The 18371-nt window shown below is 35.6% G+C and carries 15 protein-coding genes; 5 read left to right on the forward strand and 10 right to left on the reverse strand.

What is annotated here, in order from left to right:
• Positions 1 to 89 precede the first annotated feature (89 nt).
• From GJV85_RS09405 to GJV85_RS09415, 3 genes are read left to right on the forward strand one after another with little or no spacing between them, the layout of a single operon-like run.
• Positions 90 to 2045 carry a TonB-dependent receptor plug domain-containing protein gene (locus GJV85_RS09405; RefSeq protein ID WP_207561129.1) on the forward strand — a complete coding sequence of 652 codons (1956 nt, stop codon included), beginning with the start codon at positions 90 to 92 and terminating at the stop codon, positions 2043 to 2045.
• Position 2046: 1 nt separating this feature from the next.
• Positions 2047 to 2577, forward strand: coding sequence for a hypothetical protein (locus GJV85_RS09410; protein ID WP_207561130.1), 531 nt, complete (start codon positions 2047 to 2049; stop codon positions 2575 to 2577).
• Positions 2577 to 4805 (forward strand): bifunctional diguanylate cyclase/phosphodiesterase, encoded by a 2229-nt coding sequence (locus GJV85_RS09415; RefSeq protein ID WP_207561131.1) that lies wholly within the window; start codon positions 2577 to 2579, stop codon positions 4803 to 4805. The genes GJV85_RS09410 and GJV85_RS09415 overlap by 1 nt, the downstream gene beginning before the upstream one ends.
• Here the strand turns inward: GJV85_RS09415 and GJV85_RS09420 are convergent.
• Genes GJV85_RS09420 through napA form a run of 8 tightly spaced genes read right to left on the reverse strand, consistent with a single transcriptional unit; the run spans position 4783 to position 12080 of the window.
• A complete protein-coding gene (locus GJV85_RS09420) occupies positions 4783 to 5076 on the reverse strand; it encodes a hypothetical protein (RefSeq protein ID WP_207561132.1) in 294 nt (97 codons plus the stop codon). The genes GJV85_RS09415 and GJV85_RS09420 overlap by 23 nt on opposite strands.
• Entirely contained in the window at positions 5073 to 5465 is a 393-nt protein-coding gene (locus GJV85_RS09425; RefSeq protein ID WP_207561133.1) for a chaperone NapD, read from the reverse strand. Before GJV85_RS09425 ends, GJV85_RS09420 begins: the two co-directional genes overlap by 4 nt.
• 27 nt (positions 5466 to 5492) lie before the next feature.
• Complete coding sequence (locus GJV85_RS09430; protein WP_207561134.1) at positions 5493 to 6440, reverse strand: WD40 repeat domain-containing protein; 948 nt, start codon at positions 6438 to 6440, stop codon at positions 5493 to 5495.
• On the reverse strand, positions 6437 to 6931 hold the full coding sequence (locus tag GJV85_RS09435) for a ferredoxin-type protein NapF (protein ID WP_207561135.1): 495 nt from the start codon (positions 6929 to 6931) through the stop codon (positions 6437 to 6439). Before GJV85_RS09435 ends, GJV85_RS09430 begins: the two co-directional genes overlap by 4 nt.
• Positions 6932 to 6934: 3 nt before the next feature.
• Positions 6935 to 7645: a nitrate reductase cytochrome c-type subunit gene (locus GJV85_RS09440; protein WP_207561136.1), complete on the reverse strand. Its 711-nt coding sequence runs from the start codon at positions 7643 to 7645 to the stop codon at positions 6935 to 6937.
• 2 nt (positions 7646 to 7647) lie between these two features.
• Entirely contained in the window at positions 7648 to 8448 is an 801-nt protein-coding gene (gene napH / locus GJV85_RS09445; RefSeq protein ID WP_207561137.1) for a quinol dehydrogenase ferredoxin subunit NapH, read from the reverse strand.
• Positions 8445 to 9236 (reverse strand): ferredoxin-type protein NapG, encoded by a 792-nt coding sequence (gene napG / locus GJV85_RS09450; protein ID WP_207561138.1) that lies wholly within the window; start codon positions 9234 to 9236, stop codon positions 8445 to 8447. Before napG ends, napH begins: the two co-directional genes overlap by 4 nt.
• Before the next feature lie 15 nt (positions 9237 to 9251).
• Positions 9252 to 12080, reverse strand: coding sequence for a nitrate reductase catalytic subunit NapA (gene napA / locus GJV85_RS09455; protein WP_207561139.1), 2829 nt, complete (start codon positions 12078 to 12080; stop codon positions 9252 to 9254).
• A gap of 154 nt (positions 12081 to 12234) precedes the next feature.
• Here napA and GJV85_RS09460 point away from each other — a divergent pair, with 154 nt between their 5' ends.
• Positions 12235 to 13452 carry a hypothetical protein gene (locus GJV85_RS09460; protein WP_207561140.1) on the forward strand — a complete coding sequence of 406 codons (1218 nt, stop codon included), beginning with the start codon at positions 12235 to 12237 and terminating at the stop codon, positions 13450 to 13452.
• 60 nt (positions 13453 to 13512) lie between these two features.
• Here the strand turns inward: GJV85_RS09460 and GJV85_RS09465 are convergent, their stop codons facing one another.
• Complete coding sequence (locus tag GJV85_RS09465; protein ID WP_207561141.1) at positions 13513 to 14697, reverse strand: EAL domain-containing protein; 1185 nt, start codon at positions 14695 to 14697, stop codon at positions 13513 to 13515.
• 46 nt (positions 14698 to 14743) lie between these two features.
• Positions 14744 to 16741: a molybdopterin oxidoreductase family protein gene (locus tag GJV85_RS09470; RefSeq protein WP_207561142.1), complete on the reverse strand. Its 1998-nt coding sequence runs from the start codon at positions 16739 to 16741 to the stop codon at positions 14744 to 14746.
• Between the two features lie 164 nt (positions 16742 to 16905).
• Here GJV85_RS09470 and GJV85_RS09475 point away from each other — a divergent pair, with 164 nt between their 5' ends.
• Entirely contained in the window at positions 16906 to 18285 is a 1380-nt protein-coding gene (locus tag GJV85_RS09475; RefSeq protein WP_207561143.1) for a CmpA/NrtA family ABC transporter substrate-binding protein, read from the forward strand.
• Positions 18286 to 18371: the final 86 nt, after the last annotated feature.

Below are 18371 nucleotides of genomic sequence, written 5' to 3' on the forward strand. Positions count from 1 at the left end.
AGCCCCTACTCCTTCTTAAAGACAATTCTGTTTAAATTTATTTATAATAAAAAATGATATACTCGTCTTATATCATTTATGGATTTAATATGAAAAAAGCCCTTTTATTATCTTCTTTACTCTATTCACTCTATGCAGAGAATACAGATAGTCTCATCGAATCACTCCAGGGTGATTTAACAAAATACATGCAAATAGCTACACAGACAAAAGAGAATGTAGACTATATGCCTTATGTCATTTCAGTACTTAAAAATGCGGATTTAGAAAAGCTTGGGATTTTAACGCTAAGAGAAGCGATTACACTCTTACCTGGTGTTGATATATCTATAGGAATGGCTGGCGTTCAAAATCCAATCTTTCGTGGTTCAAACCCACTTGCGATGGGACAGTCAAAACTCATAATAGATGGTGTAGTAGTAAATGATAATATGTTTGGTGCATACTATCAATACCTTGATATGCCTATAGATATCATTGAGCGCATAGAGGTTGTTCGTGGTCCAGGTTCACTACAGAGCAATGTAAATGCATATGCAGGCTCTATTCATGTCATCACAAAAGCAAATAAAAATGACGGTGAGGAGAATGAGAACTCTATCTTTGCTGCCATAGGTTCAAATGATTATAAAATGGGTGGCTTTGTTGGTGCATATAAAGAAGAGTCGTTTAAACTAAGTGGGGATCTTTTTTATCAGGAGCATGATAAAACTTTACCTATTGGTCCAGATAGGATGCCTGATCCGGCGACCTCTCCTGATCCAACTAGCTTGCCATTATGGCTCAAAAACTATTCACTAGGACTAAATTTCGAATATAAAGATTTTTATATCAAAGGGCGTTTGGCAAAAAATGAGAGTGGTGTTAGTTCTGGACAAGCCTTTAGCCTCACAAGAAATGATACTGACTTTCTAAATGTTGATAATAATTTTTTAGAAGCTGGATATAGTACAAATATAACAAATGACATCAAAGTAAAATTATCACTGAATTACTTCGATGAGACACGTTCACTTCAAAATAATGTAATGCCAAATGGGACACACTTTTTGGTTGACTATTCAGAAAAAACACTCAAACAAAACCTTGAGTTCACTATATCTTCATTTGAAAATCAAACCATCACTAGTGGAATTGTTTTATCTCAAGCAAGTATATTAAATAATAATGCGGAACTATCACCAGACATATTGTTAGATAACTCAACTCCACTTCTCTCAAACTCTAAAAGAGATTCACAATCTTTCTACATTGATGATCTTATAAATTTCAATGAAAAGACATCGCTACAGTTAAGTTTGAAGTACGATATGTATAGTGATGTTGACGATCAAATAAGCCCACGTGTGGCAATTGTTCATCGACATAATGATGAGAATATATTTAAGCTTATGTATACGCATTCTTACAGGGAACCTTCATGGAGAGAACAATATCTAGCTGTTAATGGCTATTTTGGAGCTACTTTAGATATGAAACCAGAAGTTGTTGATGCTTATGAAGCAGCCTATATTAGAAAATTTTCTGAGAGTTCAAACTTCAAGTTAAACCTATTTTATCTAAGTAATTTAGATCAAATTAATGCACAAAACACAATGCGAACATTTATGAATAGTGGAGATAATGAGCTTTACGGTCTAGAAACAGAGTTTAGAGCAAGTATACTAGAAGATGACTCCATATATCTAAACTACTCTTATGTAGATGGACATAATACACATGATAGCCTAGCTAACAGTGCACATCATATGGCAAAAGCTTACTACATATATACTATTTCAGATAATCTCTCTGCTTCAACTATAGTAAAATATATCGGTGAAAAAGATAGAATTACTGTAGATAATCGAGACAAACTTGATGAGTATTTCATAGCTGACTTAAGTGCTACATATAAGTACAAACCAAGTGATATACTCTTCTCTGTAAGTGTTAAAAATCTTTTTAATGAAAAGTACTATTTACCAGCACCGGAGAATACTTACCAAGGTGATTTTCAACAAGCAGGCAGAAGCTTTTTAGTTCGTGCTAGTAAAAGGTTTTAATATGAAAACTTTACTTTTACTTCTCACACTAAGCTTACAAGTTTTTGCACTAGAGTACAACTCTCTAACTCTAAGAGCGCAGGCGGATATTTTTCCTAAAATAATCCTCTTAGACAAAGCAATACAAGAAAAGGCCTCAAACGACAATATATTAACCCTAGCTATCATTCATTCAACAGATGAAAAAGATGATGCACTTAACTTTAAAAATATGATAGAAAAAAAGTTTAACGCTAAACTAGGTTCATATATTTTTCAGATAGTCTTACATAACTCTGATGAGTCACAACTAAGAGATGCCTCTTCATACTACTTTTTAAGTCTAAAAGGTAGTAATAAACAAGAGATACTAAAAAAGGCAATGAGTACAAATAAGATATGCTTTAGTTATGATTCAAAAGATTTTACTAATCAGTCGCTTATTAGCTTGATTCTTAAAGAAAAAACATATATCTATCTAAATAAGTCGGCATTAACCCATTATGGTATAAAATTTGTTCCTATATTTTATAAGATAGTTAAGGCAAAATAGTGCAAAAAATCTCTCTAACTCTGAAGATAACGCTATCATTTATTACCGTGATAGTCCCTTCAATTTTCTTCTTGTATTTTGTTTTCTACAATCTATTTTATGAAAAAATGCTAGATTCTGAAAAACAAAAAGCAACTCTAATAGCGCAAACAATAGAGCCAATGATAGGAATGAATTACTACCTCGGGCTTAATGATGAGATTATAAACCTTAGAGAGCAGACAACAAAGCACCCCTTAGTCCATGACATATGTATAACATTAGAGTCCGATAAAATATGTGAAGAACCAAAGCTCTCAGACAATATATTAAATGTTTCTTACCCTGTAAAGCACCCTGTAACTAGCAAAAAGATAGGCTATATCAATATAGAGTATAAACTTGATGAATTTAATCAAGCGTTCAGAGATATTCAATCAACTATTATCAACTCTCTAGCACTTCTTGGTATAGTCTTTTTAATTTTTGGTCTACTCATACAAAAACTACTTGCACCCCTTGGCGAAATTGCTAAAAGAGTAAAGGGCTATAAACCAGGTGAAAATATAGACTTCTCCCATGTTAGAACAGAACCAGAAACAAAAGAAATAATTACAGCCTTTGGAAGAATGCTCAACAACATTAAAGAGCATAATATGCTCCTAGAGCGATATAAATATGCTGTTGATGAGAGTGCGCTTGTTAGTAAAACCGATTTAGATGGAAATATTACTTATGTAAATGATGAGTTTGTAAAAAGCTCTGGCTTTACAAGGTCAGAACTACTCGGAAAGAATCACAATATCACTCGTCATCCTGACATGAAAGATGAGACATTCAAACAGATGTGGTCTCTACTTAAAAATAAAAAAGCTTGGAAAGGCATCATAAAAAATAGAAATAAAGATGGCTCAGAGTATTATGTAAAATCAATAATCCTGCCACTTTTTGATGAAAATATGAACTCCGTAGAGTACATGAGTATTCGTACTGATATTACAACCATCATCAAACAACAAGAGCAGATAGCTAGACAAACTACAGACCTCATTACAGGACTTCCAAACAGAGTAAAACTTGAAGAGGATATTAAAAACCTAAAGCACCCAAAACTTGCACTCATTGCCCTTGATAACTTTAATGTTATTGAGGACTATTACGGTTATGACATTGGGAACAAAACACTTAAAGACACAGCATCTATGCTTACATCATACATACAAAATAGTGATATAAATATCTATAAACTCTCATCTGGACAGTTTGGCGTTTTAGTTGGAGAGAGTACGGAAGTAGATATATTTAGCGCATTTTGTAAAAACATCCTACAAAAGATTGATGACTATATAGTTCATGTAGAAGATGAATCATTTAACATTCATGCAACTGCTGGCATGACATATATAAAAGAGAATGCCTTTGCAAATGCTTCTTTAGCACTTCTTCATGCCCAAAGCACCAAAAAAGACTCTGTGATTTATGAGGATGCCAACCATATTATAGAATCTTATGAAAACAACCTTCAGTGGACAAAAAATATTAAGCATGCTCTCAAAGAGGATAGAATTGCAGTATTTGTACAACCTATCTTTAAAGTAGGTGCAAAAGAGGCGAATAAATATGAGTGTTTAGTAAGAATGGTAGGTGAAGATGGCAAGATTATATCTCCATTTTTCTTCCTTGACATTGCTAAAAAGTCTAAACTCTATCTTGAGATTACAAAAAAAGTTATCGAGAAATCATTTGCTGTCTTTTCTCAACTTGAAGGTAAAACTTTCTCTATCAACCTCTCTGTAGAAGATTTACTAAATAAAGAGAGCATGGAGTTTTTAATAGAGTATATCAATAAATTCAAGCTAGCAGATCAGCTTATTCTTGAGATAGTAGAATCTGAGGGAATAGATAACTTTGAAGAGGTTATTTCTGTTATAGCTGAGCTAAAGGCACTGGGTTGTCGAATCTCAATTGATGATTTTGGTACAGGTTATTCAAACTTTGCATATTTGATGCAGCTTAATGTTGATTATATCAAAATAGACGGTTCTCTTATAAAAGATATAGACCATGATAAAAATAGTCAAATCATCTCTAAAACTATTGTAGATTTTGCACAACAACTAGAGATGAAGACGGTTGCTGAATTTATTCATAACAAAGAAGTAATGGAGTACGTTCAAGAGATGGGTGTTGACTATCTCCAAGGTTTCCACCTTGGTGAACCAGAGCCTATAGAGAATCTTTTGGGGTAAGGGACTCCCCTCTCTCCTCTTCTATCTTTGCTTTTGTCTGGGCCATTTTAATTCTAATCTCATCGATTATTATGGGTGAGACATTATCATCTTTAAGCCATTTAACTTCATCAACATTCCCACCATAGTCTTGTGAGAGTTCTAACATCTTTACTTCAAACACATCTAAATCTTCACATAACTCCACTCTACCATCAACTGTATCTTTAAGCTCAATAAACCAGCTATTAGTGTTGTCTACTTTTATAGTTGCTTCAAAGATTACACTCATACTCTATTCTTTGTGTCGTCAAAAGTTTTAGCAAATCCCTCTAAGTTTTTCTTCTTCAAGTCACCATTATAGATAATATCTTCAGGCTTAAGGTCATCATCATAAAGCATTTTAGGCACTACATCTGCATTTTTGAGTACTTCCATATGCTCATCTAGTTCATCTTCGCTATAAGCCATCTGCATGTCAGCAGCGATTACATGAGGGATAGCTTCTATAACATGCAGTTTTTCTAACTCTTCAGAGACACCTTCTCCCTCAATAGTAATAATAATACGACCTTTTTCATCATGAAGATGATAATCACATGCTTCACATGCTTTTAAACTAGCGACAACTTCTTCTACAAACTTTGGTAATGTTTGAACTACTATACTTGATATATTCATATTAATCCTTATAACTCATCTATTATATTATTTTACTTTAAATAGGTTTATCACTCTAGCATCACTCGCAACTAAAAATTCACTCTCATTTAAAAAGAGGATTTTATTTAATGTCATTGTATTACCAGTAAATATACCTATCTCTTTTTTACTCACAGTATCAAAGAGTGTTACATTATTATTTTCATCACTTGCATATGCAACTGTAACTCCACTAGGAGAGAGCCCCACACTATAAATTAAAAAAGAAGAAGTTTTATAGTACTCTATAAAATTTTCTACATCATATATTACAACTCGTCTATCTTGTCCAGCTGTTGCTATGATACCATTTTTATAATCAACTTGAAAAACATTATCAAGGTTTTGTCCACTTAATCGCTCTATTAAAACACCAGTGTTAGTGTTTAATATTTTCAATTCTCCACTCTCATCAGCTACAACAACTCTATCTCTACTCTCATTTAAAACAAAGTCTGAAAACTTTGACTGAGAAACCTGCACTCTCCAGTTAACGCTCTTTTTTTCTATATTAAAAGATATTATCTCATTACTTAAAAGTCCTAAAATAAGGTTTTTCTCATCTAAAAACTTCACTTCAGAGATATACATCTCATCATTTTTAGATATTAAAAGCTTTAGTTTTTCATCTTTAACTATATGAACTCTACGAAAACCTTTATCTGATTGAGATAAGAGTACTACACTCCCATTTAAAACATCTAAAGAGTAAACTTTTGAGTCGCTCTTTTGGCCCATAAAATTTACTATTTTTGGAACTTCAATCTTGTTAATTTTTTGTGCAGTTTTTAAATCAAAAATATCTACACAACTTAATTTAGTAGCTGCATATAACTTCTCTTTCGTAATATGTATATCAACAACAGGTCCACTCGCTTCAAACTTTAAAACTGGCTCGTTTTGTAAAGAGAAAAGATAGCATGACAATGAGAGTAAGATTAAAAATATTTTCATGCTAGTGCCACGATTTCTATTGAAGATGCTGGACATCTACTTATACAGAATCCACATGATGTGCATTTTGAATCATCTATCACAGGTTTAAAAAGCCCCTGAAACACTATGGCATTTTCTAAACAGGGGTCCTTACATGAAAAGCACATTACATTCTCCCATGAGAGACATGATGATACAGATATATTTATACCTACATCAACATTTTTTTTATTTTCCACTTCTAAAACACCAAACTCACAGGCTATAGCACACTCATCACAAAAAGTACAACCACTTGATTCAAAACTTAGATATGGCGTTTGATCATCAGCTATTTTTATAATCTCTTCTTCACAAACACTTACACATTTAGCATCACAGTTTTGACACTCTGATGTAAATAGCATTTCATCATTGTTGTATGGTGGCCTAATGATAATTTCTGACTCTGCTGTTGTGCTACTTGGTAGACCAGAAGTCAGAGAACCAAAAAGTTCTCTTCTATTCATACTTTAGTGACCAGAACCTTTTAAATGTCCAGCTGCAGAATCAGAGTTATCAAGGTCATCTTCAGTTAAACGTGAATCTTCTCCAACAGTATTTAGATCATCTAAAACAACTTCGTCCCAACTAGACTTAAACTCTCCACCATCCTTAGTAAAGTTTGCTTCAAAAAGATTCTCTACACTTGGATTACCTTGTGATTGAGGAGCATGACACTGAGAACAGTTAAAACGTGCTTGAGATAAGTGGGTTAACTTCTTAACATCTGTTTCATTTTTAGTGTTATCTATAGACTTTTTAAACTTAACGCCATCACAAATATGACGTGGACGCATATCTAAATAGTGAGAAGGTGGAATCGGTGTTGCACCCATAGCAGGAGCAATATCTGGTGCATGACAACCTACACAAGCATTGTAATCAGCTGTGATAGGTAAAAAGTCACTTACATCATGAGGAATCATCGGTGGAGCATCTTGATATGCTCTTTTGATTTTTGTACTTGTTCCAGGCTGAGCACTTCTATATGAAGTTTTAGATGCTAGTGTGTCATCTTCAGCATATATATCTGTCTTTCTTAATCCAAGTGATTCTTCAGAAACAGATGCAACAGCTTTTGCCTCAGTTACAACCTCAGCTGGAGTAGCACTTCCACCACAACCTACAAGTATAAGTGTAGCAGTTACTAAACCCAATGTTATTTTGTTTATTAATTTCATCTCTAACTCCTATTTTTGTTAATATAACTTCGTATAGAAAAGTTTAGTGCATCATCGTTACACACTTCTATACATCGTGCACAGTTTGTACATGCACCCATTTCAACTGTCTCGGATGACTTTCCAACCATAAACAGAACCTCTTTTTCAGGACAAACGACCTTGCACTCCATACACTCTGTACACTTCTGAGTGTTATGAGCCACTCTGATTAAAGAATACTTACCTATGAGTGAGTAAAATCCACCGAGTGGACAGACATAACCACACCATCCATTTTCATGAACTAACAGATCAAAGAAAAAGATAATAAGTACTACACTAAGTCCAAATCCCATACCAAAGATTAAACCTCTGTGGAGTATAGAGATAGGACTAATGAGCTCAAATGCCGTTAGTCCCATCAAAAATGATAAGAGTAAACTAAGTCCAAGTACCCAATATCTTATATTTCTACTCATATATACACGTTTTTGAATAGCCGAAATACCTAACTTTCGTCTGAGTAAATTTGCAGCATCCGTAACTATATTTATAGGACAGACCCATGAGCAAAACATACGCCCACCAATAAGAGCATAAAATATAGTGATAATCAATGCCCCAATAAATATATCCATAGTAATTATAGAACCTGCAACAAACATCTGAAGAACGGCAAATGGGTCACTTAAAGGAACTGTGCCTAAAAGTAAAGACGAGCTCAAGTTCCCTTCTAGAATCTTAACTCCCCAAATATTTGCCGCCATATACAAAAGTATTATTGATACTTGCGTGATTCTTCTACTTATTAAATATCTCATTCGAAAAGTCCTGAGCTATCATTCAAACTATCAACAGCACTTCTTTTACTAATCTCAGTCTGCGTTATACCACCCCGAGCATTTTTAACTCTCTCTTGGTCTTTTTTATCCCAACCTTTAACATAGTGATCACCAGCTCTACCCATAACGACTTCTCTTGGAAGAACCGTTATAGAAGCTTTTTCAGTTATACAAGCGTTCTCACACATTCCACAACCAGTACATATATCTGGGACAACAACAGGTTTCAGATAAGCATGTTTTCCAGTACGTTCATTTCTTGCATACTCTAAAACTATAGCCTGATCTAAAAGTGGACAAGCACGATAGCAAGCATCACACTGAATTCCCCAAAAAGCTATACAAGCATAAGGATCAACAACTGCAACACCCATCTGAGCAAGATTTATATCTAATACACCATCTGTAGTAACACTAGCAACATCCAGTGCTCCACTTGGACATACAGGAACACAAGGAATATCAGGACACATATAACAAGGTGTCTCTCTAGCCTCAAAAAATGGAGTCCCCATAGGTTTTTTATCTCCCGGAGCTGCAAGTTTTAGCGTTTCATATGGACAAGCAGATACACACAGACCACACTTTATACATGTCTTTAAAAAGTCTATCTCATCTAGGGCACCAGGCGGACGCAAAAGTAAAGATGCATGCACAGACTCTTCTAGGACAGAACTCCATACAAGAGCCCCAATACCAGCAAGACCCGCAGCTCTTGCCATTCCTAAAATAAATTTGCGTCTATCGCTCATCATACTTTTTTGCATCTTTTACTTCTTCAATTATGCGCTATAAACTTTTACAGCACATTTTTTAAAGTCGGTCTGTTTTGACATTGGACATGTCGCATCTAGACACACTTTGTTGATAAATACATTTTCATCAAACCATGGAACAAACACTAGTCCACGAGCTGGTCTGTTACGCCCACGTGTTTCAACGCGAGCTTTTACTTTACCACGACGTGATTCAACCCAACAAAGTTCACCCTGTTTGAGGCCTTTTTCTTTAGCATACTGAGGGTGAATATAACAGAGCGCTTCTGGAACTGCACGATAGAGCTCAGGTACACGCATAGTCATAGTTCCAGAGTGCCAGTGCTCAAGTACACGACCTGTACTTAACCAAGTGTCATACTCTTTATCTGGAATTTCAGGTGCATCCATATATGGACGAGCAAATATTTTTGCTTTGTTTGTTAATGGCATTTTCTTAGAATCGTTGTCTTTACCTTCAAGTGTTCCTGATTGTAATGCTTTTGCTATTGTTCCGTAGAATGCAAATGGATTTCCACTTTTCATAGTCTGTGCAGCTGCATACGGATCGTATTTAGCATTAAAACGCCACTGTGTCTCTTTACCATCAACAACCGGCCATTTAAGCCCACGAACTTTATGGTAAACGTCAAATGGCGCCAAATCATGCCCATGACCACGACCAAACGCAGCGTACTCTTCAAATAGATACTTGTGAACATGGAAACCATATCCTTTAAACACTTTACCATCTGAGCCTACAACGTTACGAGCATCACCATACCCCTCTGAGTTATCATAACCTCTTTGAATAGGATCATCTTGGTCAAGTTTATATGAACGTGCGTCTTTGTTGTTAAAGAGAATGTCAAACATAGTTGTATCTCCGCTATAACCCATATCTCTAGCTTCCGCTCTTACATCGGCTAGCATAGTTTTTCTTGGTCCAGATGGTGCATACGCTCCCCATAAATCATCAACACTAAAGCGTTTTGCAAACTCCATCCACTGCCAAGTATCACTCATAGCATCCCCAACAGGTATGACTTGTTGTCTCCAGTGTTGCGTGCGGCGTTCTGCGTTTCCATACGCTCCCCACTTCTCATATATCATTGCCGATGGTAAGATAAGGTCTGAGACTTTTGCCGAGATACCAGGGTAACCATCTGATGTTACGATGAAGTTATCCATCTCTCGCGCTGCTTTAATCCAGTGAGTTGCACTTGCTGAATCTTGATAAGGATTACATACATTTACCCATGCAAACTTCACAAGTCCATCTTCAATATCACGGTGAATCTGCATTATATCCTGCGTGCCAACACCATTAAGAGTTCCTGCTGGTACTTTCCATTTTTCTTCAACTATCGCTCTATGCTTAGAATTATTAACCATCATATCGGCAGGAAGACGGTGTGTAAACGTACCAACTTCACGAGCCGTACCACAAGCTGAAGGTTGGCCAGTTAGTGAAAACGCGCCTGAACCTGGTTTTGCTTGCTTGTTAAGTAAAAAGTGAACATTATATGCAAGTGTATTATCCCATGTACCACGAGTATGTTGGTTCATACCCATAGTCCAAAAAGATACTACTTTACGACCTTTTTCTATATAAAGTTTTGCTAAAGCACGCAGTTTTTTCTTGAAGTCTTTCATAGGCTCATCTGGATCACCCTTACACAATTTAGCTGTATAGCTTAGTGTATATGGCTCAAGTGAACGTTTATACTCCTCAAATGAGATTTCCCAGTGACCGAGTGTTCCACCATTGTTTACCATAGTGTCGCCCTCTTTATAACCAAATGGCTCTAATGCTGGACCCTCTTCTGCTGAGACAACTTTTGACATCTCTTTAGAGATAGTTTGCATCTCGAGGTCTGTATACTTACCCTCTTTTATAGACTTGTCATTTGAGTTTCTCAAACCATAACCAAGATTTACAGGACCTGCTGCAAATATAATATGCTTACGGATAAACTCCCACTCAATTGCTTCAGGATTTTCATAGACAATCTCTCTAGCTATATAGTTCCAAAGTGCAGTATCTGTATTTGGAGTAAAAATAATCTCTATATCTGCTAAATCCGAAGTACGATGTGTATATGTCTGAATAGATACAACTTTAACACGGTCAGGATCTGAAAGTTTTCTATCAGTTACACGAGACCAAAGTATAGGGTGCATCTCTGCCATGTTTGAGCCCCAAGACACAACAGTATCTGTAAGTTCAATATCATCATAACAACCAGATGGCTCATCAATACCAAATGTTTGATAAAAACCAACAACAGCAGAAGCCATACAGTGACGAGCATTTGGATCTATCGCATTAGAACGAAACCCACCCTTCATCATCTTCTGAGCAGCATAACCTTCCATCACTGTGTACTGACCAGATGCAAATACTGCAACTGACTCAGGTCCGCCATGTTTTAGTGCTTTTTTAGCATGTACTTCCATCTCATCAAAGGCTCTTTTCCAAGAGACTGGAGCAAATTTACCATGCTTATTAAATTTACCATCTTTATCAACACGAAGGAGTGGTTGCTTTAATCTATCTGCACCATACATAATCTTTGCGTTAAAATAACCTTTGATACAGTTAAGTCCACGATTAACTGGTGCAGCAGGGTCTCCCTTAACTGCAACAATCTTTCTATCAACTCCTTCACCACTTGTAGCCATCATGATTCCACAACCAGTACCACAAAAACGACAGGCTGCCTTATCCCACCTCCAATTACTTTCAGCTTTTAAAGCTGAAGCTTCTAATTCTGCAGGAACATTCATACCAATCGCAGCAGCTGCAGATGCAGCAGCTGAACTTTTAAGAAACTCTCTTCTTGATAGTGACATATTAACTCCTCTTATCTTTGTTATGAGATATTGTATCACTTTTTTATAATTTTTTATTATTTTTCTTAAAAAAATAGATAATTTATATTTTAAGGAAAAACTAAGTATTTAAGCTAGATAATAGCTCAGTCATATGTTTAACAAAAGGAACAAAATGAAAAAAATAATCATCTCAACAGTTGCTCTAAGTGCAATTATAGGTTCATTTAGCACTATCAGTGCAAATGAAGGTCTAAACATATTTAGTGATACAAAGTTTAGCGGTGAAATACGTCCGCGTTATGAATTTGCAGATAAAGAGGGTGGAACTGAGGCGGCAAATGCTTTTACAGCACGTACTCGCTTAAGAGTTCAATCTAAGTTATTAGACATGGATGGACTTTCAGCTACAGTAGCAGTTTCTACTGTAAATAACTTTGGCTCAACTGACTATTCGCCAGCAAGTCCAAAGTACGATCTTATATTAGATCCTCAAAAAGCTATGCTCTCTGAAGCTATGATTAACTATAAAATCGGAGCTACTACAATAGCAGCAGGTAGATCACACTTAAATCTTGACGACCAGCGTTTTATAGGTACGGTTGGGTGGAGACAACTTGAGCGTTCTTATGATACTATCAATGTTATAAGTAAGCCCGTAGATGGGCTCACTCTAATTGGTGCCTATGTGTATGGTTATGAAGGTGTAGATGCAAATCCTACTACAGAGACAAACTCGGCAGTACTTAATGCAAAGTATATTGTTAATGACAATTTAACGGTTACAGGTTTTGGATATTTACTAGCAGATATTCATGACACTTATGGTCTTAGAGCTACGGGTAAAGTTAATGTAGATAATATAAAACTAGATTATGCGGCTTCTTATGCTATGCAAAGTAAGGCATCTCTTAACGCAACTGATACAGTAAATGTGGATATAGATGCATCATACATAGACTTAGCTCTTGGTGCGAATATGAGTGGCTTACTTTTAGGTGTAGAGTATGAATCTCTTGGTCAAGCAAATGGCTCGAGTGCAAAAGGTTTTACAACTCCTCTAGCTACTCTGCATAAATTTCAAGGTTTTGCAGATGAGTTTCTAGGTCAAACACGTGATTCAAACACTGCGGGTATCATAGATATAAGTCTAAAAGCTGGTTATACTGCAAAAGGTTTTGGAAAAGCTTTAGTTTTCTATCATAACTTTTCTTCAGATGATGGTTCACTTGATTTAGGTTCAGAGATAGATGCTCTTTATGTAAATGCTCTTCCTGGCGTTAAAGGCGTAAGTGCTCTTCTTAAAGCTGCTTACTATACAGCAGGTGAAGCTACTTCAGGTCATACAGCTAACAATACAAAATTTTGGGCTCAACTAGATTATAAATTTTAGTCCTAAATAATTTTTAATAAAATAAGTAAAGAGAATTTTCTCTTTACTTATCACAACTTTTTAGTTTAGTATATCAAAACATACTATATAATTATTTCCATTACTTAACACTTTTGACGAGTAAGTTCTGCACATATTTCCACTTGCTTTTGAGATATACTTTGCGCTTAAAAAATCACCCCTACTAGACTCTTTAGCTATATAGTAGTACTCCCTTAAACTATGGTCATGTCCATCTTTTGAAGGTGTATAAAGATACTTCTCCTCTGCATGTATTACAGTCTCTCCAACCTGCACACCACTATATAAGTCAATAATATATACAGCTTCGAGTTTATCATTTTTAGCAAATACTTTGTGTACTTTAGAGAGGTCGTAATCTTTCTTTTCATTTAAAACGCTGAGTACTTCTTTTGTGAGAAGTTTTGTATTTTCAAGGAGTTGCTGTTTCTTTTTTATATGCTCTTTTACGCCATTTTTATACTTATCGCCTATATACTCTACCGATTTACATATATCCTCCGCCATGGAGATATCTATATCTTTAGTTGGTCTTGCAAACCAGTACCCTTGAAAAACGTCAATATGTTTTCTCATACATGTCAAAACCTCATCGCCATTTTCCACGCCTTCAGCCAAAGTCATTGCGCCTATTTTATTACACATGTTTGAGATGGCCGTAAGTATTTCAGAGTTGATAAAATTATTGTGTATATTATATATGAGCGAGCGATCAATCTTAACTATATCGGGTTGAATATACTCTAGCCTATCAAAACTCGAGTAGCCGGCACCAAAATCATCCAAAGCTATAATGAAGCCATTTTTTTTATAATGATTTACAAATGATTTAAGAGCATGTGTATTTTTTATCTTCTCCTCTTTTACTTCTATGACTATGTTTGAGGGAGAAATATTGTACTTGTATGCCATAGGCACAAAATCGTTACTCATCTCATTTTCTATAATATTAGATTCGAAATTTAAAAACAGAAGAACGCTCTTATCATCTCGATAGTAGGATTGAAATTTCGCTAACGCCAACTCTCTAACATAATCATCCAACTCGCAGGAGAGATTCTCTTTTTTAGCCTGTTCAAACAGATAATGAGGAGAGATACTCTCTCCATATCTATCATTTGCTCGCGTTAGCGCCTCATAACCAAATATTTTTTTATCTTTTATGGATATTATTGGTTGTAAGTATATCTCTATATTTTTTTCATTTATTAAGTCATTTATCATACTCTAATTATCCCATATCGTTAATTATTTTTCACCATAAATATGTTCAATTTTTATACAACTCATACACTTTGTCTATATATACTGCACTATGGTTATAATCGGGCTGTAGGGACTCTCTATCAAGAAGATCGTTTGTAAGGTAGTTTATCTCTCTATTACTTATTGGGATAAATATCATTTTCTCACGGATGTCGCTTGTAATTTGTAGCTTTGTTTTAAGAGAGCCCCTTTTTGAACTCACAACCACATCATCACCACTTTTAAGCCCAAGAGCCTGTGCGTCTAGAGGATTCATCTCACAAAAATTCAACTCCTTATGTTTTAAAAGCGTTGTAGGTAGATTTGTTTTAGTTCCACTATGCCATTGATCTCTAGTTCTACCTGTAAGAAGTATAAATGGATATTTAAGAGAAGTTTTTTCACTTAGTAATCTATTTTCTACAAAATGAAGATTTCCTTTTTTATCTGGCGTTAAAAAATTATCTATCTTCTCTCCCCAAACATAGGGTATCATAGATAACTCATCATAGTTTGCTTCAGCGATATCCATGTAAGAGTTTAGTTTGGTCATCTCTTGGTACTCAGTGAAAATTTCTTTAGAGTTTTTAAAATTAAAGAACTCTTTAAAGCCTAATTTTTGAGCTATTAGCTGGAAAATCTCCCAGTCATGTTTTGCGTCTATCGAGTGTCGTGTTAGCTTCACTTGCTTTGTGATGGTTCTATCTAGATTTGTTTGCGTTCCCTCTTTTTCTCCCCAAGGTGTTGCCGGTAATTTCATATGAGCAAACTTTGACGTTTCTGAGTTCTCATATGCGTTTATCTCTACTACAAACGGTATCTCGCTTATAAGTCTCTCCACTCTATTTCTATTTGGCAGATGATAAACTGGATCGGTATGACATATTATTAAAACATCGAGTTTTGCGTCTAGCATCTGGGTTGCACTCACTCCCTCTTTTTTGGAGATTTTATTTGTCTTCCAAAAAGAAGATACAGCTTTAATGCTTCTCTCATCAAATCCTAGCCCAACGCCAAGCATATTGCTAAAGCTTCCAACTTCTCTTCCTCCCATGGCGTTTGGCTGACCTGTGAGACTAAAGGGACCATTTCCCTCTTTAAAGATTCTTCCCGTCAATAGGTGAGTATTTATGATCGCTAAGTTTTTATCCACTCCTTGAACGGATTGATTGACTCCCATAGTCCATGCCGTAATGATATTTTTACTTCTTTTATAAAGATCAAAAAACTCTTCGAACTCGGTGCTACTTAAACCTGTACGTTTAAGCATTTTAGTAAGGGCTGCGCGTTTAAACTTATTTTTTAAAAGCTCGAAGTTATTTATATGGTTTTTTACAAACTCCTTATCATACAACTCTTCGTCAATCAATCTCTTAGATATTAAATTAAACAAGTCTATGTCACTCCCCGCTTTTATGGGGAGATAAACGTCAGCGGATTTTGCAGTATCGGTATAACGCGGGTCTATTACCACCACTTTTAATCCCTCTTTTTTAGCCTTTTTTATCTGATTATGAAAGACTACGTGGGCTTCATCTGTATTTGCTCCTACTAAAATTAACAAGTCTGACTTGAAGATATCATTCATTCTCACAGGTACATAATCTGCACCAAGTGATTTTTTATAAGCCACAACGCTGCTTGACATACAGGTTCTGCTATTTGTATCTACGTTGTTTGTTCCTATAAAACCTTTTGCAAGTTTGTTCGCTACATAATAATCCTCTGTTAATAGTTGTCCAGAGAGATAAAATCCAACCTTTTTCTTTGGAGCTTCATTTATCTTTTGAGCGATAATCTCTATAGACTTCTCCCAACTCTCTATCCTATACTCCTCTTTTATGCTTTTTCTATAATGAGGACGCAGTAATCTTGTACTCGTTTGTATACTGATGAGTTCCGAAGCGCCCTTAGAACATACGCTCCCCTCATTAGTCGGATAAGTTATATTTCCTATAAGCGACTCTGCACTGTACTCCAAACCACATCCAACGCCACAATACCCACATACAGACCGAATCATTTCCCACACTCCAAAATTTATTTATGCCGTATTATAATATTCATTTAATGTAAAATTAAGATTTAACTGTATAAATTTTAAACATTAGTGAGTATATATACTATACAGTTAATTGATACAATTCCCCTCAGATATATTTAAAAATGTAAAATTAAGGATTACAGATGATAAAAAGATTTATAGGTATCGGTTTAGGTTTATCACTAGTTGCTACGTCATTGATGGCTGAGATAGAAAAGAAAGATTTAACGATTGGTTTTATTGCGCTTACTGACTGTGCACCTATCGTTATAGCTAAAGAGAAAGGTTTTTTTAAAAAGAATGGTCTTAACGTTCACGTAGTAAAAGAGGGAGGTGGATGGCCAGGGATTCAACAAAAAGTTATCTCTGGTGAGTATGACTTCTCTCATGCGTTAGCGGGTATGCCAATAGCGGCAACTCTAGGTATAAATGGAAATGCGAACTTACAAGCTGTTTTATCACTTGACTTTAATGGTAATGGAATCACGTTTGGAAATAAAATCATTAAAAAGATGAAAGCCTATGGTATGGACGAGACAAAGCGCCCTTTAACGTCAGAAGCTCTTAAAAAATATATAGACGCAAAGCATAAAAAAGAGGGAACTAACTACCAGCCACTCTCATTTGGTATGGTTCACCCAGTTTCAACTCACAACTACGAGCTGCGTTATTGGATGGCTTCTTCTGGAATCGTTCCTGATCGTGACACGACTATCAAACCATTCCCACCACCGACTATGCCATCTAACCTCATCGCAGGAAATATCGAGGGTTACTGTGTTGGAGAGCCATGGAATGAGCGTATAGTTTTAAAGAAAAAAGGCTCAACTCTAGTAACAAACTACGATATCTGGAACAATAACCCAGAAAAAGTACTTCAAACAAGAGCTGACTTTATAGAGAAAAATCCTGAAACTACTAAGGCGGTTATGAAGTCAATTCTTCAAGCGCAAATCTGGCTTGATACGTCATGGGAAAACCGTAAAGAAGCGGCAAAAATCATGAGTAAACCAAACTATGTTAAAGCGCCAGTTAGCGTTTTAGAAAAATCTATGACAGGAACTTTTCAGTACCTAAAAGGTCAAGATTCAGAGCCAAACCCAATGTTTAACGTATTTGCTAACTACTATGCGGCTTATCCTTACTACTCACACGGTATGTGGTTTATAACGCAGATGTACAGATGGGGACAGATCGATAAAGCTGTTGATATGAAAAAAGTTATTGAGTCTGTATACAGACCTGACCTATTTGCTGAAGTAGCTGCAGAAGTTGGTTACACACTTCCTCCAAGTGCTTGGAAAAAAGATGGCGTAGATAAATACAACATGTTTATGGATGGAAAAGTTTGGGATCCAAACAAAGCGGTTGAGTATATCTTCTCTACAGGTATTGATGAGTCAAAAGTATCTAAAGAAGATCTTCTTAAAGCAAACAAATGGACAGTTAAAACTGAACAGCCCAACTATGTATGTCCTTATGGACCTGCTGGTTGTGCAGATCCAAAGTATGTAACAAAATAATTTTTCGACAAATAGATAGAGGCTTTTGCCTTTGTCTACTTAACTTATAGATATAAGTACCTAGTAGCCATTTAAAAGATCTTCCT

The sequence above is a fragment of the Sulfurimonas aquatica genome (assembly GCF_017357825.1).
Lineage (GTDB): Bacteria > Campylobacterota > Campylobacteria > Campylobacterales > Sulfurimonadaceae > Sulfurimonas > Sulfurimonas aquatica.